The sequence below is a fragment of the Actinoplanes flavus genome (assembly GCF_017592555.1).
Taxonomy (GTDB): domain Bacteria; phylum Actinomycetota; class Actinomycetes; order Mycobacteriales; family Micromonosporaceae; genus Actinoplanes; species Actinoplanes flavus.
Genome location: NZ_JAGFNS010000002.1, coordinates 429,337 through 453,207, shown reverse-complemented (window position 1 = coordinate 453,207; position 23,871 = coordinate 429,337). Strand labels below are relative to the sequence as shown.

General features: G+C 71.8%; 23 protein-coding genes. 7 read left to right on the top strand and 16 right to left on the bottom strand.

Features of this window, described 5'->3' with window-relative positions:
* Position 1 precedes the first annotated feature (1 nt).
* The 3 genes from J5X75_RS05120 to J5X75_RS05110 are packed head-to-tail and all read left to right on the top strand — an operon-like array spanning position 2 to position 4,179.
* On the top strand, positions 2-1,231 hold the full coding sequence (locus J5X75_RS05120; protein ID WP_208466091.1) for an FAD-dependent monooxygenase: 1,230 nt from the start codon (positions 2-4) through the stop codon (positions 1,229-1,231).
* Between the two features lie 25 nt (positions 1,232-1,256).
* Positions 1,257-2,270: a GNAT family N-acetyltransferase gene (locus J5X75_RS05115; protein ID WP_208466090.1), complete on the top strand. Its 1,014-nt coding sequence runs from the start codon at positions 1,257-1,259 to the stop codon at positions 2,268-2,270.
* A 19-nt stretch (positions 2,271-2,289) separates the two neighbouring features.
* Positions 2,290-4,179, top strand: a complete 1,890-nt coding sequence (locus tag J5X75_RS05110; RefSeq protein ID WP_208466089.1) for a purple acid phosphatase family protein — start codon at positions 2,290-2,292, stop codon at positions 4,177-4,179.
* On the opposite strand, the gene J5X75_RS05105 is transcribed toward J5X75_RS05110, so the two are convergent.
* Positions 4,163-4,516 (bottom strand): MerR family transcriptional regulator, encoded by a 354-nt coding sequence (locus J5X75_RS05105; RefSeq protein ID WP_208466088.1) that lies wholly within the window; start codon positions 4,514-4,516, stop codon positions 4,163-4,165. The genes J5X75_RS05110 and J5X75_RS05105 overlap by 17 nt on opposite strands.
* Before the next feature lie 60 nt (positions 4,517-4,576).
* On the opposite strand from J5X75_RS05105, the gene J5X75_RS05100 reads away from it, so the two are divergent.
* Both J5X75_RS05100 and J5X75_RS05095 read left to right on the top strand, forming a co-directional pair.
* Positions 4,577-5,611 (top strand): oxidoreductase, encoded by a 1,035-nt coding sequence (locus J5X75_RS05100; RefSeq protein WP_208466087.1) that lies wholly within the window; start codon positions 4,577-4,579, stop codon positions 5,609-5,611.
* Between the two features lie 81 nt (positions 5,612-5,692).
* Positions 5,693-7,717, top strand: coding sequence for a tetratricopeptide repeat protein (locus J5X75_RS05095; protein ID WP_208466086.1), 2,025 nt, complete (start codon positions 5,693-5,695; stop codon positions 7,715-7,717).
* Positions 7,718-7,729: 12 nt separating this feature from the next.
* Here the strand turns inward: J5X75_RS05095 and J5X75_RS05090 are convergent, their stop codons facing one another.
* Entirely contained in the window at positions 7,730-8,065 is a 336-nt protein-coding gene (locus tag J5X75_RS05090) for a transcriptional regulator (RefSeq protein WP_208466085.1), read from the bottom strand.
* Complete coding sequence (locus tag J5X75_RS05085) at positions 8,062-8,505, bottom strand: hypothetical protein (protein ID WP_208466084.1); 444 nt, start codon at positions 8,503-8,505, stop codon at positions 8,062-8,064. The genes J5X75_RS05090 and J5X75_RS05085 overlap by 4 nt, the downstream gene beginning before the upstream one ends.
* A 171-nt stretch (positions 8,506-8,676) precedes the next feature.
* Here J5X75_RS05085 and J5X75_RS05080 point away from each other — a divergent pair, with 171 nt between their 5' ends.
* Complete coding sequence (locus tag J5X75_RS05080; RefSeq protein WP_208466083.1) at positions 8,677-9,477, top strand: dioxygenase family protein; 801 nt, start codon at positions 8,677-8,679, stop codon at positions 9,475-9,477.
* On the opposite strand, the gene fdhA is transcribed toward J5X75_RS05080, so the two are convergent.
* From fdhA to J5X75_RS05020, 12 genes are all read right to left on the bottom strand, one after another.
* A complete protein-coding gene (gene fdhA, locus J5X75_RS05075) occupies positions 9,444-10,706 on the bottom strand; it encodes a formaldehyde dehydrogenase, glutathione-independent (protein ID WP_208466082.1) in 1,263 nt (420 codons plus the stop codon). The two genes, J5X75_RS05080 and fdhA, sit on opposite strands and share 34 nt — an antisense overlap.
* 78 nt (positions 10,707-10,784) lie before the next feature.
* Positions 10,785-11,195, bottom strand: a complete 411-nt coding sequence (locus J5X75_RS05070; protein ID WP_208466081.1) for a hypothetical protein — start codon at positions 11,193-11,195, stop codon at positions 10,785-10,787.
* An 11-nt stretch (positions 11,196-11,206) separates the two neighbouring features.
* Complete coding sequence (locus J5X75_RS05065; protein WP_208466080.1) at positions 11,207-12,568, bottom strand: esterase/lipase family protein; 1,362 nt, start codon at positions 12,566-12,568, stop codon at positions 11,207-11,209.
* Positions 12,561-13,262, bottom strand: coding sequence for a hypothetical protein (locus J5X75_RS05060; RefSeq protein WP_208466079.1), 702 nt, complete (start codon positions 13,260-13,262; stop codon positions 12,561-12,563). Before J5X75_RS05060 ends, J5X75_RS05065 begins: the two co-directional genes overlap by 8 nt.
* Complete coding sequence (locus tag J5X75_RS05055) at positions 13,259-13,741, bottom strand: WXG100 family type VII secretion target (protein ID WP_208466078.1); 483 nt, start codon at positions 13,739-13,741, stop codon at positions 13,259-13,261. The genes J5X75_RS05060 and J5X75_RS05055 overlap by 4 nt, the downstream gene beginning before the upstream one ends.
* 59 nt (positions 13,742-13,800) lie before the next feature.
* Entirely contained in the window at positions 13,801-14,295 is a 495-nt protein-coding gene (locus tag J5X75_RS05050) for a DoxX family protein (RefSeq protein ID WP_208466077.1), read from the bottom strand.
* A 480-nt stretch (positions 14,296-14,775) separates the two neighbouring features.
* Positions 14,776-15,204 (bottom strand): hypothetical protein, encoded by a 429-nt coding sequence (locus tag J5X75_RS05045; protein ID WP_208466076.1) that lies wholly within the window; start codon positions 15,202-15,204, stop codon positions 14,776-14,778.
* Between the two features lie 306 nt (positions 15,205-15,510).
* On the bottom strand, positions 15,511-16,725 hold the full coding sequence (locus J5X75_RS05040) for a DMT family transporter (RefSeq protein WP_208466075.1): 1,215 nt from the start codon (positions 16,723-16,725) through the stop codon (positions 15,511-15,513).
* Between the two features lie 51 nt (positions 16,726-16,776).
* Complete coding sequence (locus J5X75_RS05035) at positions 16,777-17,823, bottom strand: hypothetical protein (RefSeq protein ID WP_208466074.1); 1,047 nt, start codon at positions 17,821-17,823, stop codon at positions 16,777-16,779.
* On the bottom strand, positions 17,813-18,466 hold the full coding sequence (locus tag J5X75_RS05030) for a sugar transferase (protein WP_307797923.1): 654 nt from the start codon (positions 18,464-18,466) through the stop codon (positions 17,813-17,815). The genes J5X75_RS05035 and J5X75_RS05030 overlap by 11 nt, the downstream gene beginning before the upstream one ends.
* A 15-nt stretch (positions 18,467-18,481) precedes the next feature.
* Entirely contained in the window at positions 18,482-19,738 is a 1,257-nt protein-coding gene (locus J5X75_RS05025; protein ID WP_208466073.1) for a nucleotide sugar dehydrogenase, read from the bottom strand.
* 62 nt (positions 19,739-19,800) lie between these two features.
* The gene (locus tag J5X75_RS05020) at positions 19,801-21,729 is read right to left on the bottom strand and encodes a nucleoside-diphosphate sugar epimerase/dehydratase (protein ID WP_208466072.1); all 1,929 of its coding nucleotides are present in this window, start codon (positions 21,727-21,729) and stop codon (positions 19,801-19,803) included.
* A gap of 430 nt (positions 21,730-22,159) precedes the next feature.
* On the opposite strand from J5X75_RS05020, the gene J5X75_RS05015 reads away from it, so the two are divergent.
* A complete protein-coding gene (locus J5X75_RS05015) occupies positions 22,160-23,350 on the top strand; it encodes a glycosyltransferase (RefSeq protein ID WP_208466071.1) in 1,191 nt (396 codons plus the stop codon).
* Here J5X75_RS05015 and J5X75_RS05010 read toward each other — a convergent pair.
* Complete coding sequence (locus J5X75_RS05010) at positions 23,265-23,846, bottom strand: VanZ family protein (protein WP_208466070.1); 582 nt, start codon at positions 23,844-23,846, stop codon at positions 23,265-23,267. The genes J5X75_RS05015 and J5X75_RS05010 overlap by 86 nt on opposite strands.
* Between the last annotated feature and the right edge of the window lie 25 nt (positions 23,847-23,871).

The window sequence follows — 23,871 nt, the reverse complement described above, 5'->3', positions numbered from 1 at the left end:
CATGCGGATCACCTGCGTCGGCGGCGGTCCCGCCGGCCTGTACTTCGCGACGCTGGCGAAGCTCGCGGACCCGGACAACGAGGTCACCGTCCTGGAGCGCAACCCGGCCGGGGTCACCTGGGGCTGGGGTGTCGTGTTCTGGGACGACCTGCTCGACGACCTGTTCGCCTACGACCCGGTCAGTGCCGGGCGGATCTGGGACGCCGCCTACAAGTGGGACGAGTACGAGGTGCGGGCCACCGGCAAACCGGTCACCCACCTGGCCGGTTACGGGTTCAGTCTGGGCCGGCACCGGCTGCTGGAGATCCTCGCCGAGCGGGCCGTCGAGGTCGGTGTGGACATCCGGTACTCGGACGAGCTGACCGACCTGTCCGATCTGCCGCCGTCCGACCTGATCGTGGCGTGCGACGGGGCACGCAGCCGGATCCGGGAGGCGCACGCCGAGCACTTCGGCGCCGAGGTGGAGGTCGCCCGGAACAAATACATCTGGCTGGGCACGCCGAAGGTGTTCGACACGTTCACCTTCGGGTTCGAGGAGACCGAGGCCGGGTGGATCTGGTTCCACGCCTACCCGTTCGACGCCAAGACCAGCACGTTCATCGTGGAGTGCACCCCGCAGACGTGGGCCGGGCTGGGCTTCGACCGGATGGACGGGCGGGCCGGGGCGGCCCGGCTGGCGGAGATCTTCGCCGAGCATCTGGACGGCGCCGAGCTGATCGACCAGCGCGCCGAGGCGGGTGGCGCCGGATGGCTCAACTTCCGCCGGGTCACCGCCCAGCGCTGGGACCACGGCAACATCGTCCTGATGGGAGACTCGGCGCACACCACCCACTTCGCGATCGGCTCCGGGACGAAGCTGGCCATGCAGGACGCGATGGCGCTGGCGGATGCGGTCGCCTCCGGCGACGACCTCCCGGTTGCCCTGGAACGGTACGAGCATCGCCGCAAGGTGGCACTGGCGCCGTTGCAGAAGGCGGCGCGGGCGAGCAGCGCGTGGTTCGAGCGGATGCCCGAGTACGCCGGCCTTCCGGCCAAACGCTTCTCGTACGCGCTGTCGAACCGGCGCGGCGAATATCCGACGTGGCGGTACCTGCTGCACATGGCGACGCAGAGCACGGTCCCCCGCACGCTGCTGCGGTGGACATTGAGCGCCCGCCGGGCCGGCCGGGCCCGGCGCCGGCCCACGACGACCCGGGTGGCGACGCGACAGGCGATACCGCATACGGCGTGACCCACCCGAGGAGAAGGGATGACCGATGGCCGAAGGCGCCCTGCTGCGACCCGGCGACCCGGCGTGGACGGAGGCGCTGCGGCGTGTCCACCACGACGTCTACCACCTGCCCGCCTACGTGACGCTCGACGCCCGGCTCACCGGGGGCACGCCGATCGCGTTCCGGTACGACGAGATGGGCCAGGTGCTGCTGCTTCCCCTGGTGCTGCGCGACGTGCCGGGCACCGGGTTACGGGACGCCGTCTCCCCGTACGGCTACCCCGGGCCGGTCAGTGACGTGCCACCGTCGCAGACCGGGTTCTGGGAGCGGGCCACCCTGGCCATGGCCGGCGTGCTGCGCACCAACGACGTGATAAGCGTCTTCGCCCGGCTCCATCCGCTGCTGCCGTCGGCGGCGGCGGTGCTGGCCGGGACCGGGACGGTGGTCCACCACGGGGAGACCGTCTCGGTGGACCTCACCCTGAGCCCCGAGCGGCTGTGGCAGGAGACCCACCGCACCCACCGCAACCAGATCAACAAGGCGGCCCGGGCCGGGGTGGAGGTCGTCTTCGACGACTGGGGGCTGCTCGACGCGTGGGTGGAGACGTACCACGCCACCATGCGGCGGGTCGGGGCCACCGCGTTCTACTTCTTCGACCGGGATCACTTCCACCGGCTGCGGGAGGCGCTCGACGGGCACGTCCACCTGGCCGTGGCGGTACGCGACGGGGAGGTGCTGGGCGGGAACCTGTTCTTCGCGTACCGGCGGATCATGCAGACGCATCTCCAGTCCACCCGGGACGGGCAGATCTGGTGGGCCGACAAGATGCTCTATCACGAGGTACGGCGGTGGGGCCGGGAGCACGGCAACCTGGTGCACCATCTCGGCGGCGGGGTGGGCGGGGCGGACGACTCGCTGTTCCGCTACAAGGCGGCCTTCGCGGCCGGGCGCCAGGACTTCCACACGTGGCGGATGGTGACCGACCCGGTCGCGTTCGAGAAGCTGGCCGGCACGCCGACACCCGAGCTGATGTCGGGGCGTTTCCCACCGTACCGATGATTTTGGCATCATATCGGGCATGGGTCCCGGGACGATCGACGAGTACACCGAGCGGAACGACCGGATCCTGGCCCGGCACCGGGTCAGCCGGCGGGCCGCGCTGCGGGCCGCACTGACCGGCGGCGCTCTGGTGTACGCCCAGTACCGGCTGGCCGGTGCGGCGTTCGCGGCCGCCGGCGGCACGGCCGGGCGGGCCGGGGTGGTGGTCTCCGGCCGTCACCTGTCGTTCGTGCCCGGGGCCGACGGCGTGCCGCGGCGGGCGATGGCGGTCACCGCCCAGCTCGTGAGCAGGACCGGCAGGCCGCCGGCCGGGCTGCGGGCGGTCGTCGAGGTGGGTACCGCGCCGGGCGACTACGGCAGCCGCTTCCCGGCCGAGATCCGTCACCTGACCGGCAGCGACGCGATCGCCGGCGGCCCGGTGTGCAGCCAGTTCTACGTCAAGGCGGTGATGGAGCGGCTGGCGCCGGGCGCCGTGCACCACTACCGGATCCGCCTCTCCGACGGCACCGTCACCGGGGACGCCCACTTCACCGCCGCCCCCGGGCCGGCGGCCGCGCCGTTCACCTTCACCGCGGTCGCCGACCTCGGCACCCACACGGCGCCGACCGACCCGCGGCACTCCTGGCATCAGCAGCCGGCCGTGGTCCGCCGGGCCGGGGGCGCCTGGCCGGCCGCCGTCTTCGACAACAACTCCTACCCGAGCACCGATCCGGTGGCCGGGGCCGGTGGCGCCGACCCGTGGCCGGCGGTCACCCAGGTCGGCCTGATGCGCACCCAGAACCCGGTGTTCACGCTGGTCGCCGGAGACATCTGCTACGCCAACCCGAGCGGGCAGGGGCTGCCCGCCGACGACAGCATGGCCATGTCGCGCACCGCGCCGCCCGGCAGGAACCTCTTCAACCCGTACGTGTGGGACGTCTTCCTCGACCAGATCGAACCGCTGGCCGCCTCCGTCCCATGGATGTTCACCACCGGCAACCACGACATGGAGCCGATCCACGGCGACCACGGCTACGGCGGCCATCGCGCCCGGCTGGACCTGCCCGGCAACGGCCCGGCATCCTGCCCGTCGGCCTACCGGTTCGTCTACGGCAACGTCGGCTTCCTGGCGATCGACGCCAACGACCTGTGCGCCGAACTCCAGACCAACACCGGCTACTCCGGCGGCCGGCAGGTGCGCTGGGTGGAGTCGGTGCTGCGGGAATGGCGGTCCGGGACCACGGTCGACTTCATCGTCGCGTTCTTCCACCAGTGCGCCTACGCGACCTCGGACAAGCACGCCTCCGACGGCGGTGTCCGCGACGCCCTCGACCCGCTCTTCTCGACATACCGGGTGGACCTGGCCATCCAGGGCCACAACCACCAGCTCGAACGGACCGACCCGATCCGGTACGGCCGCAGGACCCGCTCCGCGCCGGACGGTTCCACGATCCACCCGGCCGAGGACGGGGTCACCTACCTCTGCGCCGGTTCCGGCGGGCGGCTCCGCTCCCCGTTCCGCCCGGCGCCCGGCCCGGAGGCGCCGGCCCCGCCCGGGGTGAGGTCGTCCGGCGCGCGCGAACTGCCCGAGGGCGAGCGCTACCGCGGTCACCGTCCGAAAAGCCCGGAGAACACCACGGCGAGCGTCGACAACAGCTACGTCTGGTCCGGCGCCGAGACGGTGGTCGGAAAATCAGGCCAAAAGGCGGGGGTACGGGTGCCGGAGGCGATCGACTGGTCGCAGGTCCGCTACGACGCCTACGCCTTCCTGGCCGTCGACGTGGTCCCGGCCGCCCCGGGCCGGACCACCACCCTGACCGTACGGACGCTGGCCGACGCCCTGCCCGGAACGAGACAGCCCTACACCGAGATCGACCGGATCACCCTCGCCCGGATCGCCGGCCGGGGAATGATCACGGTTGCCCGCTGACCGCGTACCGTTCCACCAGGCCGGCCAGGATGTCCCGGGTGCGGTGCAGGTCGGCCATCTGCGCCTCCACCCGGCGCAACTCCTCGCCCAGCCGGCCGGCCAGCCACGGCGTACGGATCGCCTCGTCGGCCACGCACGGCAGCACGTCCCGGATCGTGGCGGTCGACAGCCCGGCCGCCAGCAGCGTCCGGATCAGGCCCACCCGCTCGGGCGCCGCCGCCGGATAGTGCCGCTGCCCGCCCGTGCCGCGCTCACTGCCGAGCAGTCCCTGCTCCTCGTAGTAGCGCAGCGACCGCGCGCTGGCGCCGGTGGCGGCGCTGAGTTCCCCGATCCGCATGCTGTCTCCCGGCTCACAACGCTTGACCCTCACATCAGTGTCAAGTCTTAGCGTCACCCCATGCCCACGACAACCACCACGCCCACCATTACCGCCCCGTTCACGTTCGCCGGGCTGAACCTGCCGAACCGTTTCGTGATGGCGCCGATGACCCGTTTCCGCTCCCCCGGTGGCGTGCCCACCGCGGAGGTCGCCGGCTACTACCGCCGCCGGGCCGAGAACGGCGTCGGCCTGATCGTCACCGAGGGCACCCTGGTCGGCCACCCGAGCGCGAGCCACGAGACCACCGTCCCGCGGATGACGGCGGGCCCCGCCGAGGCGGGCTGGCGCGCCGTGACCGCCGCGGTCCACGCCGTGGGCGGCCGGATCGCCACCCAACTGTGGCATCTCGGCAGCGAACGCCGCCCGGTCGACGGCGTCGAGGCGTGGACCCCGTCCGGGGTGGGCGGTCACGCCATGTCCACCGCCGACATCGACACCGTCGTGGCGGCCTTCGCCGAGGCGGCCCGGGTGGCGGCCCGCGCCGGTTTCGACGCCGTGGAGATCCACGGCGCGCACGGCTATCTCCTGGACGAGTTCCTGTGGCCGGTCACCAACCACCGCACCGACGCCTTCGGCGGCTCCCCCGCCCGCCGCGCCGCCTTCCCGGCCGAGGTGATCCGCGCGGTCCGCGCCGAACTGCCGGTGATCTTCCGCTTCTCCCAGTTCAAGGAACGCGACTACCAGGCCTGCATCGCCCAGTCCCCCCACGAGCTCGCCGAGATCCTCACGGTGCTCGCGGACGCCGGCGCCGACGCCTTCCACGCCTCCCAGCGCCGCTTCTGGGAACCGGCCTTCCCCGGCTCCGAGCTCAACCTGGCCGGCTGGGCGAAGAAGCTGACCGGCCGCCCGTCGATCACCGTCGGCTCGGTCGGCCTGACCAGCGCCTTTCCCCAGCTGCCCCGCCTGACCGCGGGCCTGGCCACCGGCGAGTACGACCTCGTCGCCGCTGGCCGGATCCTCCTCGGCAACCCGGCCTGGGCCCGCCTGCTCACCGAGAACCGCCTGACCGAGATCCGCGACTACGACAGATCCCACGAGGACGTCTACTACTGACCCGATCGACGAGTGTCCCGCCTGGACCGGTATTCCTAAACTGGCCGTTCCCAGCATCAGCCCGCCGGAAGGCCGCCGCCCATGCCGCCCCGTACCCCCCGCGCGATCCTGGTCGGCCGCCTCCTCTTCGCCGCCGTCGTGGCCTGCCTTTCCGCCCTGCTCTTCGGCGCCGGCCTGGAGATCGCCGACCAGCTGGCCGGCGCGATCGCCGTCGCGGTCGCCCTGGTCACGTTCGCCGCCACCCATCTCATCCCACTCTCCCCACCGCCCACCGCCGCCGACACCGCCGTCGCGGTGGGATCGCCCACCGCCGCCGACATCGCCGTCACGGTGGGATCGCCCACCGCCGCAGCCTCACCAGAGCCGGCGGAAGGCGGCAACGCCACCCAGCCGAAACCGGTCCCCACAGGCGGCAACGCCACCGGGCCGCATCCGGAGTGCGTGGGCATGATCCCGCCGCTGGCCGCGGCCTTCCAACCGCGCACCGGCCTGCGCGAACGCATCACCGCGGCCCGCGGCGCGGGCGCCGACGTGGTGCTCGGCGAGGACGACGCCGACAGCGCGGCCCGCGTCCTGTCCGGCGGCGGCGGAGTCGGTAAGTCCCAACTGGCCGCGTGGTCCGCTCACCAGGCCATCGCGGAGAAGGAGACCGACCTGGTGGTCTGGGTCCCCGCGAGCAGCCCCGACCAGATCCTCGCCGCTTACGCCCGAGCCGCCGAGCGGGTGGGGGCCACCGGCGTCTCCGGGACCGACGAGAGCGCCGACGCCGTCGCCTTCCTGGACTGGCTGCACACGACCGACCTGACCTGGCTGATCGTCCTGGACGACATCACCGACTCCGACCACATCGCGGAACTGTGGCCTCCGGCCCGGCCCACCGGCTGGACCCTCGCCACCACGCGCCTCCAGGACGCGACCATCCTCGGCAGCGGCCGCCAGAAGATCGACATCGACGTGTACGACCCGGACGAGTCGATCGCCTACCTCACCGACCGCCTTACCAGGGCCGACCGCGCCATCTGCCTCGACGACTCGCTGGCGGAGCTCGCCGATGCCCTCGGCCATCTGCCGCTCGCGCTGTCCCACGCCGCCGCCTATCTGATCAACCAGGCGCTGCCCTGCCGCACCTACCTGTCCCGCTACCGCGACAGCAACCAGCACCTGACCCAGCTGATGCCCGCCGACAGCAGACCCGACGACCACACCCGCCCGGTGGCGACCACCATGCTGCTGACCTTGCAGGCGGCCGAGACCGCCGATCCCGCCGGCCTGGCCCGCCCGGCACTGACGCTCGCGTCGCTCCTCGACCCGGCGGGCCACCCCGAGGCGTTCTGGACGACATCCACGGTGACCGAATATCTGATCGCGGCCACCGGCTCACTGGTCACCGGCGCCCAGGCGCGCGAGGCGCTCCGGCTCCTCCACCGCTACGGCCTGGTCGACCACACCCCCGGCGACAGCACCCGGGCAGTGCGCATCCACGCCCTCACGGCACGAGCCGCGCGAGAGTCAGCCGACGACCTCGCTCCCGCCGCCCGTGCGGCCGCCGACGCCCTACTCGAGATATGGCCCGAGGACGACCACGTGATCACCGACCTCACCACCGCCCTGCGCTCCAACGGCGTCGCCCTGCAGGAGGTCTCCGGGTCGGCGCTCTGGCTACCCGAGGTCCACAGCCTTCCCTACACCGTATGGGAGAGCTTCTCGAATGCGGGCCTGCACCGATCCGCGATCGAATACCAGCGGCCCGTCAGCGAGAAGGCTGCGCGTCTCCTCGGGGATCAACACCCGGAAACCATCGGCGCCCGCGCCGACCTCGCCTTCTCCTGTTGGGAGGACGGCCGCACCCACGCCGCGATCGCCCTCGAAGAACAGGTCCTGACCGACAGCGAACGCGTCCTCGGCGACCAGCACCCCGACACCATCCTTGCCCGCGCCAACCTCGCCGCCTCCTACCAACAGGACGGTCGCACGGACGACGCGATCGCGCTCCTCAGTAGGGCAGTGGAGGAGTTCAGAACAGTGCTCGGGCCGGAGCACCCGGACACCGAGGGTTGTGCTCGCATGCTCAACGGCTGGATCGGCACGTCCGAGAGCAACCCATGACCTGACCGGCGGTCATGGCCGGAGGGCCTCGCCGGCCGGTGTCTCTGGTGGGGCGCCGTCGAAGGCGGCGCCGAGCAGGGCTCGGAGCGCGGCCGCGTGTTCGGCCAGGGCTCGGCGGCCCTCGGCGGTGAGGGCGGCGGTGGCCCGGCGGCCGGTGCGGCGGACCTCGACGTAGCCCGCCTCCTGGAGGCTCGTCAGCTGCTTGCTCAGTGCGGAGTCGCTGAGCCCGGTCGCCTCACGCAGGAAGCTGAACTCGACGTGCACGGCCGGAGCGAGCAGCGACACGATCGAGAGCCGGACCGGGAAGTGCAGCAGCTCGTTGAAGCCCTCTGGTCGCCCGCCGCTCATGGCCGCTTCCGGGGCCGGGCCGCGGCGGCCTGCGCCGACCCCCCGGCCAGGATCAGCACGATCGACGCGGCCAGGCCACCGATGGTGTTGGACGCGGCGATGTCATACAGCCGCATCACCGAGCCCACCACGATGCTGACGATCAGCATGGCCGTGATGAGCAGCGCGATCGGCCCGATCCGCAGAGCCCGCGCCCGCAACCGCACGCCGGTGATGCGCTCGAGGAGCCGGGTCAGGGCGAGGGTGGCGCCGACCCCGCCGGCGATCATCGCCACTTCGAGCCAGCCGTCCACATCGCCACTGGCCCAGATCAGCATGAGGGCGGCCGCGGAGCCGAACGTGTACCACGCTGGGAGCCGGCTGGGACTCCCCTGCCGCAGCGTCTGCTCGTTACGCCGTTGCATCTCGGCCAGCGCCTTCGACGCCTCGTCGACATCCATGTCGGACACCTTCCCCGTAGGCAAATGTTTCCTGAGGGGAAAGATACACGAACTCTTTCCTCGGAGGCAAGAGATGACCCAGCCGGTATGCCCACCCGGAGATCAACCACAGGTCATTCATAGACTTCGATGTTTCGATGCGGTTCCCCCAACGGCAGAAGGAGGAACCCCATGCAGGACAACGAAGCCTTCGTACGTGAGGTGCACGACAAGGGCCTCACCTACGACCTACCCGTCATGACCCGGCGGCGGATGCTGTCCACGATCGGCGGGGCCGGTGCCCTGGCCGTGGCCGGCGGCGCCCTGATCAACGGCACCGCGGACCCGGCCGTCGCCGCCTGCGCCGCGGAGGTCGACTCGGAGACCGCGGGACCGTACCCGGCCGACGGCTCGAACGGCCCCAACGTACGCGTGCTCTCCGGCATCGTGCGCGGTGACATCCGGTCGTCGTTCGGCACGTCGACCACCACCGCACCGGGCGTACCGTTGCAGTTCTCCCTGACCGTGCTGAACGCGGCCTGCACACCGACCGTCGGCGCGGCGGTCTACGCCTGGCACTGCGACCGGGCCGGGCGCTACTCGCTCTACTCGTCCGGTGTCACGAACCAGAACTACCTGCGCGGCATCCAGGTGACCAACTCGTCCGGCACGGTGACGTTCACCAGCATCTACCCGGGCTGCTACGCGGGCCGGTGGCCGCACGTCCACTTCGAGGTGTACTCGTCGCTCGCCGCGGCCACCAGCGCGTCCGGGCCGATCCGGAAGACCTCGCAGATCGCGCTGCCGGAGTCCGTCTCCCGGACGGTCTACAGCAGCGCGACCGGCTATTCGCAGAGCGTCACCAACCTGAGCCGGATCACCCTGGCCGGTGACATGGTGTTCGGTGACGACCTGGCCGCCACCCAGATGGCGACCGTGACCGGTTCGGTGTCGGCCGGCTACGTGGCCGACCTGACCGTCACGGTTCCCTGACGCAGTACGCCGTGCGGGTCCAGCACGTACTTGCGGGCCGCCCCCTGGTCGAACTCCTGGTATCCCCGCGGAGCCTCGTCCAGGGGGATCGGCGTGGCGTTGACGTTGCGCGCGATCCGCACCCGGTCGTGCAGGATCGCCATCATGAGCTGGTGGTTGTACTTCATCACCGGGCACTGGCCGGTGACGAAGGAGTGCGACTTCGCCCAGCCCAGGCCGAGCCGCAACGACAGCGATCCGACCCGCGCGGCCTCGTCGACCCCGCCCGGGTCACCGGTCACATACAGACCGGGTACGCCGATCGCCCCGCCCGCCCGGGTGAGGTTCATCAGCGAGTTCAGGACGGTGGCCGGCATCTCGGTCGACGAGTCCCGCCCATGCCCCCGGGCCTCGAATCCGACCGCGTCGACGGCCGAGTCGACAAGCGGCTGCCCGATCGCGGGAGCCGCCCGCCCGAGGATCTGCTGCACCTGCTCGACCGGGTCACCGTGCGCCACGTTGATCGTCTCGCAGCCGAAGCCGCGGGCCTGCGCGAGCCGCTCGTCGTTGAGGTCGCCGACGATGACGACCGCCGCGCCGAGCAGGAACGCCGAGGTGGCGGCGGCCAGCCCGACCGGTCCGGCGCCGGCGATGTAGACGGTCGAGCCGGTGGTCACGCCCGCGCTCACACAGCCGTGGTAGCCGGTCGGGAAGATGTCGCTGAGCATGGCCAGGTCGAGGATCTTCTCCAGGGCCTGGTCGCGGTCCGGGAAGCGGAGCAGGTTCCAGTCGGCGTACGGGACCATCACGTACTCCGCCTGGCCGCCGACCCAGCCGCCCATGTCGACATACCCGTACGCTGATCCGGGTCTGTCGGGGTTGACGTTGAGACACACGCCGGTCTTGCGCTCCTTGCAGTTGCGGCACCGGCCGCAGGAGATGTTGAACGGCACCGACACGATGTCGCCGACCCGCACGAACTCCACGTCGGGCCCGACGTCCACCACCTCACCGGTGATCTCGTGCCCGAGGACCAGCCCCTCCGGAGCGGTGGTCCGGCCGCGGACCATGTGCTGGTCGCTGCCGCAGATGTTGCTGACCAGGGTCTTGAGGATCGCTCCGTGCGGGGTCCGGCGGCCCACGTTCTCCTTGTTGACCCCCGGCCCGTCCCTCATCTCGTACCCGGGGTAGTCGATGTCGTGCACCTCGACCCGTCCGGGGCCCTGGTAGACAACGGCTCTGTTGCCCATGGCGCCTCCTTCACTAGTCACGGCCAGTCTCATCCGGAGCGTGACGCGAAGAAAACCCTCAGTAGTGACGAATGGTGATTAGACGGGCCGCGGCCCGTATTTCCCCTCCAGCTCCGCGGTCAGCGCCGCGTCCTCGAAGTTCAGCCGGCGCTCGTCGTGGCGGGTGTCGTCGGTGGTGTCCCAGACATACACCGTCACGTTCCGCAACGGGGCCAGCTCACTCGTCCAGATCACCTTGATGGTCTCCTCGGCGATCGGCGCCAGGTCGGCACCCTTGCCGACCCCGACACTGGCATCCAGCGACTTCCCGGCCGTGATGTTGTTCTGGTAGGTCAGCCTTGTCCGCACGACGTCCGGGTTCTCGGCCAGCACCGCCTCCATCCGCTCCGTCACGGCATTGTTCTGCTCACGGTCCTCCGGGCTCTGGGCGCAGCCCGCGATTCCGAGGAACACCAACACGACGGCGATCAGCGCCCAACGGCGGTTCACGGTTCCTCCTGTCATGGTTCACGGCTCAGTTCGAAGACGCGGGATGTCACGGTCGCGTCGCCGGAGGGAAGGAAGGCGGAGGCACTGTCCCGGAAACCCACCACCGACGGGTGGGAACTCGCGTCGAGATCCTGACCGGCCGGCAGGTACGACTCGGTGGTTCCATGGTTGCCCTCGAACGTTCCATGTTGGTCGCCGAAAGTCACGGTCGTCCGGTTGGGCCGGTCGGGATTGTCGGCCGCGTCGAGGTGCGGCACGATGTCGTGCTTGTTCTCCAGGGAGAGCACCTGCACGTCGTCCGGAACGGCGATGCGGCCGACCGGTGAGCCGGCCGTCACCACGTGGGTGACGTTGAAGTCGAAATCGGCGGTCCCCCGGTCGTGCGCGGCCTGCATCGCCACCATGCCACCCTGTGAATGCCCGACCAGCATCACGGGATCGGCGCTGCCGGCGCCGGCCTGGTGCAGCGCCATCGCGATCGCGCGTTCCCGGGCGGTCACGTCGCCGCCGAGCACGTGCACATTCGTGCCGAGATCGTTCAGTTCACGGTTGAATCCGTCGGTGGGCAGGTTCCAGTCCTTGGTGCCGGGCAGGTTCACGATGAACGACTTCGTTCCGTCCGGGCCGACGATCCGCTTCACGTCGATCCGGTCCGGCTGTCCTTCGCTCACGGTGCTGTTCCGGTAGTCGAGACCTTCGAAGATGTCCCCCACATTCCTCGGCACCGTCCGCGCACGAGCGTCGTCGGCGACGCCGTCGATCTCGGTGACCGTCGGCGTTCCGTCCGGGTAGAGGCCGGCGACCAGGTCCGCCCCGCCCTTCACGTCGGTGACCACCCCACCCCCGGTGAGCACCCCCAACAGCCCCGGCGCCCCACCCACGACCGCGTCCACGATGCCCGGATGATCGGTGATGATCCGCTGGAACGAACCCGGATCGTCGATCAGCCCGGTCACGATGCCCGGGTCGGTGATCAGCAGCCCGGCGATCCCGGCCGGCAGCGTCACCGGCGCCATCGCTCCGGCGCTCCACCGGACCGCGTCGATCAGGGCGGCCCCGGCGGCGTCGGTGGCCTCGTACGACGCCGCCGCCGCCCGCAGCCCCACCGCCCGTACCCCGAACTCGGCCGCCTGCCCGCTCAGCCCGCCCGGCCCGTCGAGCACCTCCACCAGCGCCGCCTCGAACCGGGCCGCGGTGACCGGTGACAGCACCGCCGAGGCCAGGACGTCCGGGTCGGCGGCGACGGCGTGGCAGTCCACACTGATCCGGCCGAGGGTGCGGGCCAGGTCGTCGCTGCCGCGGGCCAGCATGGCCAGGTCGGCGTAGTCGGCGCTGACCCCGCCCGCACCGCCGGTGATCTCCGGTTCAGCCATGGGAGGCCGCCAGCACGGTGGCCAGCGCCGGGGCCAGCCAGCTCGGGAAGTCGGCCGGTTCGACCGGCTCGAACCGGACCGTCCGGCCGGGCATCGGCCGCATCCCGGTCCACCGGTCGCCGGTACGCAGCCACACCACCCGCCCGGCGAGCACGCCGGAGTCCGGCGCCCGGCCGGTGACCAGCGCCGACAGCGTCCCGTGGGTGACGGCACGGGCCCGGGCCACCGGTCCGGTGGTGTCCTGCGGCAGCCGGCTGAACCAGGCCGGGTCGGGTTCCCGCAGCTCGTCCAGCGGCACGGTTCCGGTGAGCGGCTCACCCGGGTTGAGCACCGACAGCAGGGAGGCCGGCTCGTCGGGTACCGCCCGCAGCAGTTCCCGCCCGAGTTCCGCGGCCGGGAACAGCGACAGTTCGGCCCGGTCGCCGGGCAGCGCGAACAGGCTCGCCCCGAACATTCCGGCCAGCGCGTACCAGCCGCGCAGCGCCCGTCCGCCGATCCCGGCCTCGACCCGTACCGCCACGACCGGCCGGGCCAGCACGGTCAGGTTGACGGCGAGCGCCGCACCCACCGGCGGCACGCCCGGGGCGGGACCGACGGCGCCGGGGACGATCCCGGGCGGCAGCGCGAGCCCCAGCCCGTCGGCATACGCGAGCAGCTCACCACCGTCGAGGACGAGCCGCCGGGCCGCCGTCACAGCGCTCCCTCGCCGCGCAGGAACCGTCCCACCTCGAGCCACCGGACGTCGCCCGCGGCGGGCAGGTTGTCCGGCCGGAACGGCCAGTCGACCCATGGCGGTTCGGTGAGCCCGCGCCGCAGGGTGCGCCCGGCCGCCTCGATCAGGTCGTCGGCCCGGTCCACCAGGCTCTTCCCGGTGTCCACGAACCACTGCCGGGTCTCGCGTTCGATGCGGGCGATGTCGGCGATGATCTGCCGGACGCTCTCGGCGTGCTCGGTGAGCAACGCGGCCGCGTGGTCGATCCCGGCGGCCTGCCGGGCCACTTCGGCCCGGTCGCGGCTGAGCCGCTCCCGGTAGGCGGCGGCCCCGTCGGACACCCACGCGGCGGCGTGCCCGCGCGCCTCATGGGTGGCCGCCTCGTCACGGATCCGCGCGGCCTTCTCCCGGAGCCGGGCGGCCAGCCGGTCGAGCTCGTCCGGGTCCCCGTAAAGCCCCATCGCGCCCACCTCCCAGCATGACGTCTCGCTGGGGTCTACGCCGGGCGCCCGGTTTCCGTTCAGAGACGCCGCGAAGTCGGCACCGCCATCCGTGCCCCGAGCGCGTGCGCGATCAGCACGCCCGCGGCGGCCACGAAGACGACGTCCTTGATGATGTACTGGGCTTCCAGCGTCGGCCGGAAGTTCACGAACAGGTCGGCCGGGAACAGCACCAGCGGCGACATCATCCCGGCCAGCACCGGCAGCAGCAGCGTCAGCCCGGCCCGCAGCGCGATCCCGCTGATCAGGATCACGCCGAGCGCGACCTCCACCAGGGCGGTGCCGACGACCGCGGCACGCCCGCCGATCAGCCCGAACGTCAGCAGATCCACGGTCCGCATCACCAGCGCCTCGGCCGGTGACGCTCCCGGAACGAACTTCAGGTTCCCAAACATCACCAGGATCATCCCGAGCGAGATCCGCAGCGCTTCCGGGCTGCGCGCGCCCAGCCATGCGGCGATCCGCACCCGCATGGGGGTCTCTTCACCGGCTCGTACCAGCTCACCGACGCTCACGACGCCTCCCTCCGGCCCTTCACGCGTCTCCCGCGCTCTGCCCTTAACGATCCGGCGCGGGCTTTGGCCGACGAAATCCACCGCGGCGCGCCCCTCCCTCCGCGTGACGCCCCCCACACCCCGTTTCCGGTACGCGCGAAGCCGCCCCCGACCACACTCCGCCCGCTCCGCCGGCGCCACGCGACCCATTGCCACGCCGGCCTTTGCCGCGCCCGCCGGGCTGAGCTGCCCACTCGCCCTCCCAGGCTGTCTCAGCGGATTCAAGAGGCCAGCCGAAAGGGAGATGAGGCGTGAGTGGGCAGCTCAGCCCGGCGGCGGCGGCAAAGGCGGGAGTGGGCAGATGCTCGCGGGTCTCCCACGGCGGAGCGCCATGCGCGTACCGGGGAAAGGGCGTGAGTGGAACGTCCTGGCTGGAGGGACGCGGGGTGAAAGACGTCCCCGGCCGTCGGGCGGCCGGGGACGTGGGCGGAGCGAGGCTGGTCAGGCGGTGTGGGTGAGGACCCCGCCGCGGGTGGGGGCCGGTTCGGTCTCGGCGAGGGTGACGCGGGTGCGGACCGGTTCACGAGGCACGGGTGCGGCGCCGGCTCCGGAGGTGGGGCGGGGGCGGCGCGGCTGGAGGCGGCCGGCGCTGCCGCCGCGGCCCGGGTAGATGAGCAGGCCGTTGACCGGGTCGGGGACGGCGTCGAGGGCGGCCTGGACGGCGGGCAGCGCGCGGAAGGCGGGCCAGGCCTCGGCGTCCTTGAAGGCGATCTCCAGAAGCAGGCCCCAGCGGAACCGGTGCCACGCCCACTGCTGGGCGCCGTGGGACACCGCGGCGGGCAGCAGGACCTGCTCGTGCGCGTCCCGCCATCGCTCGGCGGACGACATCGGCCCGTCAAGGATCTCGATCGACCACCACTGCAGACTCATATCGACCACCATCGCAGCTCACCGTGCCCCCGATGCTACTGCGGCGGATCGGCGAGGTGGGCGGATCCGGCACGTCTCCGGCCAAGGTTGGCACCCGCGACGATTCCGGAGCCGAGCGATGATCGGACCGATGCTGATTCGCCGTGCCACGACGGGGCGGGCGGCGACCCAGCCGGGCACGGCCGGGATCCCTCCGGCGCCGTTGCTGGTCATGTGTCCGTTCCGTGAGGTCAGGAACGCCGGGTCGCGTCCCGGCCACGAGGTTCGCCGGCCTGGAGGAAGCGTGTGCGGTATATCGAGTGACTTCTAGGCCGCGTGTGTCCCGGAGTGCCGGCCGGCCGGGAGTGCGGCGTGCCGGCGGGCCGGGAGCCGGCGGGCGCGCCGCAGGCCGTTCCGGGCCGGCCTGGTGGTGCGGGCCTCGGGCAGCTGCGGGCCGGCCCAGGAGGGGATGGCGCCGGGCGGGCTCAGGGTGCGGTCCGGCGGGATCCACAATGGCTGCGGTGTGATCGGCGAGCCCCACCACATGATGGTCCCGTAGCCGCGGACCAGTGGCGGCTGGAGCGCCGGCCAATACGCCTCGGCGGGGATGGCCAGCCGCCACGTCTCGGCGGGCACCAGCGCGAGCCCGGCCCGTGGCGGCGGCACCACCACGGCCGTGCCGGCGGGGGCGAGCGCGGGCTCGTCGCCGGCCGGGGCGACGGCGGCGGGCGCGGAGGCCAGCACGATGGCGGAGCCGACGGTGACCGCGCCGGCGGCCAGGGCGGCCCACTCCCAGCCGGGGCGGACGGTGTCGCCGATCAGGGTGAGCGCGATGATCGACGGCAGCACCACCTCGCCGGTCCAGTGGACCGCGGTGACCCGGCCGACCTCGCCGCCCTGGAGCGCGCTGGCGTAGAGCAGCATGCCGGTCAGCGCGAACAGGATCATGCACCAGAGGACCGGCTCGGTGACCACGGTGACCACGGCGGTGGACGCCTGCCGCATCTCCTCCTCGGGGAACTGGAGGGCGCGGCCGGAGATCGCCGCGCCGCCGAGGGAGAAGCCGCCGATCATGGCGATCAGGCCGGGCCGGCCGGTCCTGGTGGCGCCCCAGCCCAGCGCCCACAGGCACAGCAGCGCCGCGACCAGGCCGATCCGCACCCGGGTGGAGGGCAGCATCTCGTGCTGCTGCCCGGCGGAGAGTGCCAGGACGCCGAGGGCGGCGGTGGTGCAGACGATGGCGGCCACGTCACGGCGGCGCAGCCGGGAGCCGAGGAACAGCCACGCGGCGACGGCGGTGACCGCGAGCGAGCCGGCCAGGACCGACTCGACCACGTAGACGGCGAGATGCTGGAGGGCGACGATCGCGCCGACCCAGGCGACGATGTCGAACCCGATGCCGATCAGGTAGAGCGGGTGACCGAGGGTGCTGACCGTGCTGTGGCTGCGTTTGGCGCCGATGGCCTGCAGGATCGATCCGGTGGCGTAACTGAACGCCCCGAAGATCGCCATCCCCAGCGCGAACCAGCTCATGGAGGTCATCGCCCAACCTCCACAAGATCACGCTCGGTGGATCGATCGGTCACACTCGGATCATATGACCCGGAAAAGATCCAAGCGAGCGAATCCTTCGATGGTCTCCGCGATACGCCGCAGATCCCCCGGGCCGCACCGGTGGTCGACCGGCAGGGTCAGCATCCGCTCGGCCAGGGCGGCCGCCTCCGCGTCGCCGCTCCAGAACCCGGCCCGGTCCTGCCGCCAGTGCACCGGCGCGTAGATCCCGTGGCGGGCCAGGTGGGTGAGCAGCGCGTCGCGTACCTCCCCGGTGGGGCAGGTGAGCTGGACCCGGAAGCCGTCGGAGGTCACCCGGCCGGGGAGGGCGGCCGCGATCTCGGCGGCGTTGCGGGCGCTCGCCGCACGGATCCCGGCGACGTCGAGGACCGGCAGCACCGCGGCGGTGAAAGCGGAGGCGGCCGCCGCGCTGCCCAGCAACCGGTGCTCGCCACGCTGCTGGAGGTCACGGAAGTGGTCCTTGGGCACCGGCCGCCCGTCCAGCCAGGCGGCCTTGAGCAGCATGGCGGTCAGTTTCAGCTCGGCGCCGCCGGACGCCGGCCCGGCCGGTACGGGCAGGTCGAGCCCGCGCGGCGACCACAGCAGACCGCCGTCCGGCAACGGCAGCGTCTTGCGGAGCGAGGCCACCGCGTACGCCGCCGTGCTGGCACAGGCCCACTCGCTGAACGGGTCGTGCGAGTGGTCCTCGACCACCGTGACGCCGGGGTGGGCGCTCATCCACGTGTCCCAGGCGGCGCCGTCGTCGCGGCCGAACAGGCTCTGTGCCAGCACCACGTCGCCGTCCGCGGCGCGCAGCGTGTCCCAGCGCGGCCCGTGCCCGTCCGGCAGATGCCGGTACCAGGCGATCGGGACCTGGGCGGAGAGCGCCTCGGCCACACCCATGCAGAAGTAGGTGGGCACGTGCAGCCGCCCGGCCGGGGCGAGCAGGTCCAGCAGCGAGCCGATCGCGCCGCATCCGGTGGCGAACAGCGCCCGCCGGGTGGGCAGCCAGCCGGGCAGGCCGCCCCGCTCGGTGCTGAGCAGGGCGGCCGGGTCCCAGTGGAACTCGGATCCGATCTCAGCCGACACGGCTGACTTCCTCGGTGGGCTCGACGGCCTGCTGGCGGGCGATGTTGAGCTGGTCGACGTGGACCGGCGGCTCGTCCCGGTTCAGGCTGACCGCGGTCCGCCACACGATCCTCAGGTCGAGCAGGGGCGACCAGTTGTCGACGTACCAGCGGTCCAGGACGAACCGCTGCGCCCAGTCGATGTCGTCACGGCCGTTGACCTGCGCCCAGCCGGTGATGCCGGGCTTCACCTCGAGGCGGCGGGCGTCCTCCGGGGAGTAGCAGGCGACCTGCGGCAGCACGTCCGGGCGGGGGCCGACCAGGTTCATCTGCCCGCGCAGCACGTTGATCAGCTGGGGCAGCTCGTCCAGGCTGGTCCGCCGCAGGAACCGTCCGCACCGGGTGATCCGCGGGTCGTTCTCGACCAGGCCGAACGGGTCGTCGATGCCCAGCTCGGCGCTGAGGGCCACCGAGTTGTGCACCATCGAACGGAACTTGAGCATCCGGAACGGTACGCCGTCCTTGCCGGCCCGGTCCTGGACGAAGAGGACACCCTTGCCGTCGGCGATCCGGATCCAGGCGGCCAGGGCCAGCATCACCGGGGCGAGCAGGAGAAGAAGGAGCAGAGCGGTCAGCCGGTTGAGGCCGTTCCAGATCAGGCGCACGATGGTCCTCTTCTCTTACAGCGACTCGACGGTCGGGCCGGTCAGGCGGTGCCGGGTGTCCAGCACGTACGGCGCGTGTTCCAGGACCAGGTCGAGGTCGAAGTCGTCGTGGTCGGCGAGCAGCACCACGGCGTCGGCGGCGGCGATCTGGTCGGCGGTGAGCGGAACCATGCCGACCCGGCTGTCGACGTGGGCGTCCTCGACCACGTGCGGATCGGCGGCCCGGACCTCGGCGCCCATGTCCAGCAGCAGGGACGCGACGCGGCGGGCCGGCGACTCCCGGGCGTCGCCGCTGTTCTTCTTGTAGGCCAGGCCGAGCAGCAGGATCCGCGACCCGTTGACCGCCTTGCGGCGCTTGTTGAGGGCGGCGACCAGGCGGCGTACCACGTAGTCGGGCATGTGGTTGTTGATGTCGTTGGCCAGCTCGACGAAGCGGAAGCTCTGCCCGAGGGTCCGCTGCACCCGCCAGGACAGGTAGGACGGGTCGATCGGCAGGCAGTGGCCGCCGACGCCCGGGCCGGGGGTGAACCGCATGTAGCCGAACGGCTTCGATCCGGCGGCCGCGATCGCCTCCCAGACGTCGATGCCGAGGTCGTGTGCGTACACCGCGAGTTCGTTGACCAGGGCGATGTTGACGTGCCGGAAGGTGTTCTCGAGGAGCTTGGCCAGCTCGGCGACCTTCGGGTCGGAGACCGGCACGGTCTGCTCGACGACCGAGGCGTAGAAGGCCTGCACCCGCTCCAGGGAGGCCGGGTTGATCCCGGAGACCACCTTGGGCGTGGTGGTGAGGTTCCACTCCCGGTTGCCCGGGTCGATGCGCTCGGGGCTGTAGCCGAGGTGGAAGTCGACACCGGCGATCAGCCCGGAGCCCTCCTCCAGCAGCGGCGCGACCAGTTCGGTGGTGGTGCCGGGGTAGGTGGTGGACTCCAGCGCCACGGTGGCGCCCGGCCGCAGGTAGCGGGCCAGGGTGCGGGCCGAGTCCTCGATGTAGCTGAGGTCCGGGCTGCCGTCGCGCAGCGGCGTCGGCACGGCGATCACCGCGACGTCGAAGCCGGCGCACGCGCGGGGGTCCGACGACGGGTGGAACGAGCCGCTCGCGAGGACGCGTTGCAGGTGCGCGGAGGAGACGTCGTCCACGTACGACTCACCGGCGGCGAGCCTCTTGATCCGCTCGTCGTCGACGTCGAAGCCGACGACGGTGTGCCCGACCTCGGCCGCGCGGACCGCGAGCGGCAGTCCTACGTAACCCTGACCGGCGATGACGACCCGCATGGGCGTGTTCTCCTTCAACATTTTCCGGGCCTTGCGCAGGCGGCGCCCGTAGCGCCGGTTCTTCACGGACGCCGGCCCGGTGGGACGGCGGCGGTCTCGGCCCGGCGCTGTTTGCCGGCGATGACCGGGTGTGGCTTCTTCGGCAGGGCCGGGCTCGCGGCGAGCCAGTGCAGGACGGCGATCAGGTCCTCCCGGGGCGACGACGGGTCGAGCAGGGACAGCACGGCCCCGTCCAGCGGCGGCACCGGAGCCTGCGAGATCAGCGGGTGGTTGGGCCGGTGGTCCGGCTCGTCCGGCCCGAGCAGGACCTCGGCGAGCTTCTCGGCCGGCCGCAGACCGGTGTAGACGATCTGGATGTGCTGGTCGGCGGCGTCGGCGATGCGTTTGGCGACGTCGGCGATGCGTACCGGCTCGCCCATGTCGAGGATCAGCACCTCGCCCTTGCTCTCCAGGGCGCCGGCCTGGATGACCAGCCGCACCGCCTCCTGGACGGTCATGAAGTAGCGGGTCACGTCCGGGTGGGTGACGGTGATCGGGCCGCCCGCCTCGACCTGCGCGGCGAAGGCGGTGAGCACCGAGCCGCGGGACCCGAGCACGTTGCCGAACCGGACGCTGCAGTAGGTGCCGGGGACCAGGGCGTCGGCGGCCGCGGTGAGCCGCTCGGTGATCCGCTTGGAGTAGCCGAGGACGCTGCACGGGTCGGCGGCCTTGTCGGTGGAGATGTTGACCAGCCGGTCAACGCCGTGCCGCATCGCGGTCTGGAGGATCTGGTACGTCCCGATGATGTTGGTCTTGAGCGCCTCGGACGGGTGCATCTCCAGCAGCGGCAGGTGCTTGAGGGCCGCCGCGTGGAAGACCACCTGCGGTTTGTGCTCGGCGAACACCTCGTCGAGGCGCTGCTCGTCGCGGATGTCGGCGACCACCAGGTTGCGGTCGTCGAGCTGGCCGCGGCCGTCCAGGGACAGCTGCACGGCGTGCAGGCCGGACTCGTCGCGGTCCAGCATCACCAGCTTGGCCGGGTGGAACCGGGCCACCTGCCGGCACAGTTCCGAGCCGATCGAGCCGCCGGCGCCGGTGACCAGCACCCGGCGGCCGGACAGGTATCCGGCGACGGCCTCCAGGTCGATGCCGACCTCGCGGCGGCCGAGCAGGTCCTCGTGGCTGACCGGGCGGATGTCCTCGACCCGGACGGTACGCCCGAACAGCTCCACCACCGGCGGAACCACCTTGAGGTCGACGTTGAGCGGCTGGGCCAGTTCGGTGAGCGCCCGGATCAGGTCGGCGCTGGCGCTCGGGATGGCGATCACCACCGCCTCGGCGCGGAACCGGCGGACCACGTCGGCCATGTCGTCGCGGGTGCCGACGACCGGCACGCCCATCACCCGGAAGGTGCGCTTGGCCGGGTCGTCGTCGAGCAGGGCCACCGGCACGTAGGGGCTGGACGGGCTGCGCAGCATGGCCCGGATGACCGAGGTGGCGCCCTCCCCCGCGCCCATCACCACGACCCGGGTGCCGCGGTCCGGCGACGGCCGCAGCCGGCTGTCCCGCAGCGAGCGGACCATGTAGCGGACGCCGGCGGTGAGCACCAGCGCGAACATGCCGGCCGCGATGATCGCCGAGCGCGGCACGAGCCGGCCCAGCACGGTGTCCAGGACCAGCAGCGCCGGCACGGTCACGGCGGAGGTCTTGACCAGCGCGGCGATCTCCTCGAAGCAGCCGTACGCCCACCGGCCGGTGTAGAGCCCGAAATTGATGCCGGCCAGCGTGTGCACGGCCGCGGCGACCGCGGACAGCACCACCAGACCGGTGAGATGGACGTCGCCGATGTGCCCGTCGTGCCGCAGCAGCGTGGCGATCAGCAGCGCGGTGGCCAGGGCCGCCGCGTCGGTGAGCGCTCGCGCGGCGCGGCCGGGCAGGGCTCGGCGATGCCACGGCACCGGGTGTGCGCCCGGGCCGCGCGACTCGCCGAACGCTTGTCGCCGTACCTGCATGGATTCCCCCTCGTACGATGCCGGCGCGGCCGGCCGCGGATCCTTCGCTCGACAAGGAAAAACGAGTCGGCGCAAATGCATTTCCGGACATTGAAATGCGGGCAGCGACTCGTCTGCGTTACGTCCTATCGACCTTTCGCAAATTTAGAGTTCCAGTCAGCGAGGTCGGTTTACAGTAGCAATTGTCATGGGCTACGCGAGTAAACCTCATGTTCGCCGTTCTATTGAGGACACGGCCTTGATCGGCATTTTCGCGAGATACTTCCGGATGACGGCGGATGGCCATTCGGCGGAGGATGTCATATCCACGATGAGAAGGACTCATCTTAGGCGTGACATCTGAGACTTCCTTTGTGACGCGGTTTCCGGCAGCGTCTTGAGCGCGGGTGTCGCAAGCGTTCTGTCGAGAATGCGACCGGGGGACAAAGACATGAGGGTGCTGCATGTGATCAGCACGCTGGAGCCGGGTGGAGCCGGGCAGCAACTGCGGTTGCTGATGCGCCGGCTGCCGTACGAGAGCGAGGTGGTCACCCTGGCGCCGGCCGGTGCCGTGGACGTGCCCGGCGGCGTCCGGGTGCACCGGGTCACCACCACACGCGACCACGACCCGGCGGCGGTCCGGCGGCTGCGGCAGCTGATGCGCGCCGGCCGGTACGACGTGGTGCACACCCACCTGTACCGGGCGTGCGTGCAGGGCCGCATCGCGGCCCGGCTGGCCGGGGTCCCGCACGTGGTGGCGACCGAGCACCATCTGGGCACCGAGACCATCGAGGGCCGCCGGGTCTCCCCCGCGGTCCGTGCCCTCTACCTGGCCGGCGAGCGCCTCGGCCAGGTCACCATCGCGGCGTCCCCGGCGATCGCCGGGCGGCTGCGCTCGTGGGGCGTGCCGGAGCGGCGGATCACCATGATCCCCAAGGCGATCGACGCCCGCGAGTTCCGGTTCGACCCGGCGCTGCGGGCGGCGGCCCGGGCCCGGCTCGGCGTCGCACCGGACGTACCGGTGATCGGCGGGCTCGGGCGGCTGGAACCGGACAAGCGGTTCGACCTGCTGATCCGCGCGGTCGCCGAGGTGCCGGACACGGTCCTGCTGCTGGTCGGCGACGGTTCGGCGCGCGCCGCCCTGGAACGGCTCGCGGTGATCGCGGGTGTCGCCGACCGGGTGCTGTTCGCCGGGGCGGTGGCCCACCCGCGGGAGATGCTCTGCGCCATGGACGTCTTCGCCTCACCCGACCACACCGCCTTCGGCACGGCCACGCTGGAGGCGATCGCCTCCGGGCTGCCCGCCGTCTACGGCTCGTGCATGCCGCTGGAGGAGCGGGTGGCGGCACGCGCGACGGTCCGCGGCACGCACCGGCTCTCCCTCGACCGGGAGTCGCTGCCGCGGGCGCTGCGCGCCGAGGTGCTCTGCCTGGCGGAACGCCGCGGGCGCCGGCTGCCGGCCCGGTCGGCGGGAGTCCGGTACGACGCGGACCACCTGGCCGCCTCGGTCGGCCGGCTCTACGAACGGATCAGCGACCGGCCCGGGCCCCGCCGGGTCATCGCACCGCTGCTGGGCTATCGCGGCCGGTTCGGTCGAAAGAACAGTTTTCCACTGCCCGGCGGAAATGTGCGAAACGCATGAGCCGGCGGAATATCAGGTAACCCAGCACGGCGCCGAACGTGTTCGACATCAGGTCGTGCACGTCGGCCCAGCGCAGCCCGTGCAGGGTCAGCAGCAGGAACAGCTGGGCCGATTCGATGCCGAGGCTGATCGCGAAGCCGATCTTCACCACCGGGCCCCAGCCGCGCACTCCGAAGACCATGTGCAGAACGGCGCCGAGCGGCAGCGTCATCAGCGTGTTCAGCAGGAAGTCGCGGCGGCGCATGTCCTCGATCGGCACCCAGAGGATCCGCTCCCAGTCCGGGCCGCCGGCGCCGGGGCCCCAGGAGAGTCGCAGCGGAAGCATCGTCGCGCCGAGAATCGCCACCGCATACCACCCGGCGAACCAGAAGACGGCGAGCCGGCCCGGGGTCAGCTGCCCACGGCGGTGCAGCAACACCGTGGAGACGATCATCAGAATGACACCCAGCGGCAGCAGAACGGGCAGCGCCGGGATGTCGAGTCGATGGACTGGCATCCGTTCCCACGCTACCCGGCCGCAC

Coding starts and splice junctions, on each gene's coding strand:
- J5X75_RS05010 (WP_208466070.1), bottom strand. CDS start 23,846: ATGCCAGTCCATCGACTCGACATCCCGGCGCTGCCCGTTCTGCTGCCG.
- J5X75_RS05065 (WP_208466080.1), bottom strand. CDS start 12,568: ATGGCTGAACCGGAGATCACCGGCGGTGCGGGCGGGGTCAGCGCCGAC.
- J5X75_RS05085 (WP_208466084.1), bottom strand. CDS start 8,505: ATGGATGTCGACGAGGCGTCGAAGGCGCTGGCCGAGATGCAACGGCGT.
- J5X75_RS05105 (WP_208466088.1), bottom strand. CDS start 4,516: ATGCGGATCGGGGAACTCAGCGCCGCCACCGGCGCCAGCGCGCGGTCG.
- J5X75_RS05110 (WP_208466089.1), top strand. CDS start 2,290: ATGGGTCCCGGGACGATCGACGAGTACACCGAGCGGAACGACCGGATC.
- J5X75_RS05100 (WP_208466087.1), top strand. CDS start 4,577: ATGCCCACGACAACCACCACGCCCACCATTACCGCCCCGTTCACGTTC.
- J5X75_RS05080 (WP_208466083.1), top strand. CDS start 8,677: ATGCAGGACAACGAAGCCTTCGTACGTGAGGTGCACGACAAGGGCCTC.
- J5X75_RS05120 (WP_208466091.1), top strand. CDS start 2: ATGCGGATCACCTGCGTCGGCGGCGGTCCCGCCGGCCTGTACTTCGCG.
- J5X75_RS05025 (WP_208466073.1), bottom strand. CDS start 19,738: ATGCGGGTCGTCATCGCCGGTCAGGGTTACGTAGGACTGCCGCTCGCG.
- J5X75_RS05095 (WP_208466086.1), top strand. CDS start 5,693: ATGCCGCCCCGTACCCCCCGCGCGATCCTGGTCGGCCGCCTCCTCTTC.
- J5X75_RS05115 (WP_208466090.1), top strand. CDS start 1,257: ATGGCCGAAGGCGCCCTGCTGCGACCCGGCGACCCGGCGTGGACGGAG.
- J5X75_RS05090 (WP_208466085.1), bottom strand. CDS start 8,065: ATGAGCGGCGGGCGACCAGAGGGCTTCAACGAGCTGCTGCACTTCCCG.
- J5X75_RS05045 (WP_208466076.1), bottom strand. CDS start 15,204: ATGAGTCTGCAGTGGTGGTCGATCGAGATCCTTGACGGGCCGATGTCG.
- J5X75_RS05055 (WP_208466078.1), bottom strand. CDS start 13,741: ATGGGGCTTTACGGGGACCCGGACGAGCTCGACCGGCTGGCCGCCCGG.
- J5X75_RS05015 (WP_208466071.1), top strand. CDS start 22,160: ATGAGGGTGCTGCATGTGATCAGCACGCTGGAGCCGGGTGGAGCCGGG.
- fdhA (WP_208466082.1), bottom strand. CDS start 10,706: ATGGGCAACAGAGCCGTTGTCTACCAGGGCCCCGGACGGGTCGAGGTG.
- J5X75_RS05040 (WP_208466075.1), bottom strand. CDS start 16,725: ATGACCTCCATGAGCTGGTTCGCGCTGGGGATGGCGATCTTCGGGGCG.
- J5X75_RS05020 (WP_208466072.1), bottom strand. CDS start 21,729: ATGCAGGTACGGCGACAAGCGTTCGGCGAGTCGCGCGGCCCGGGCGCA.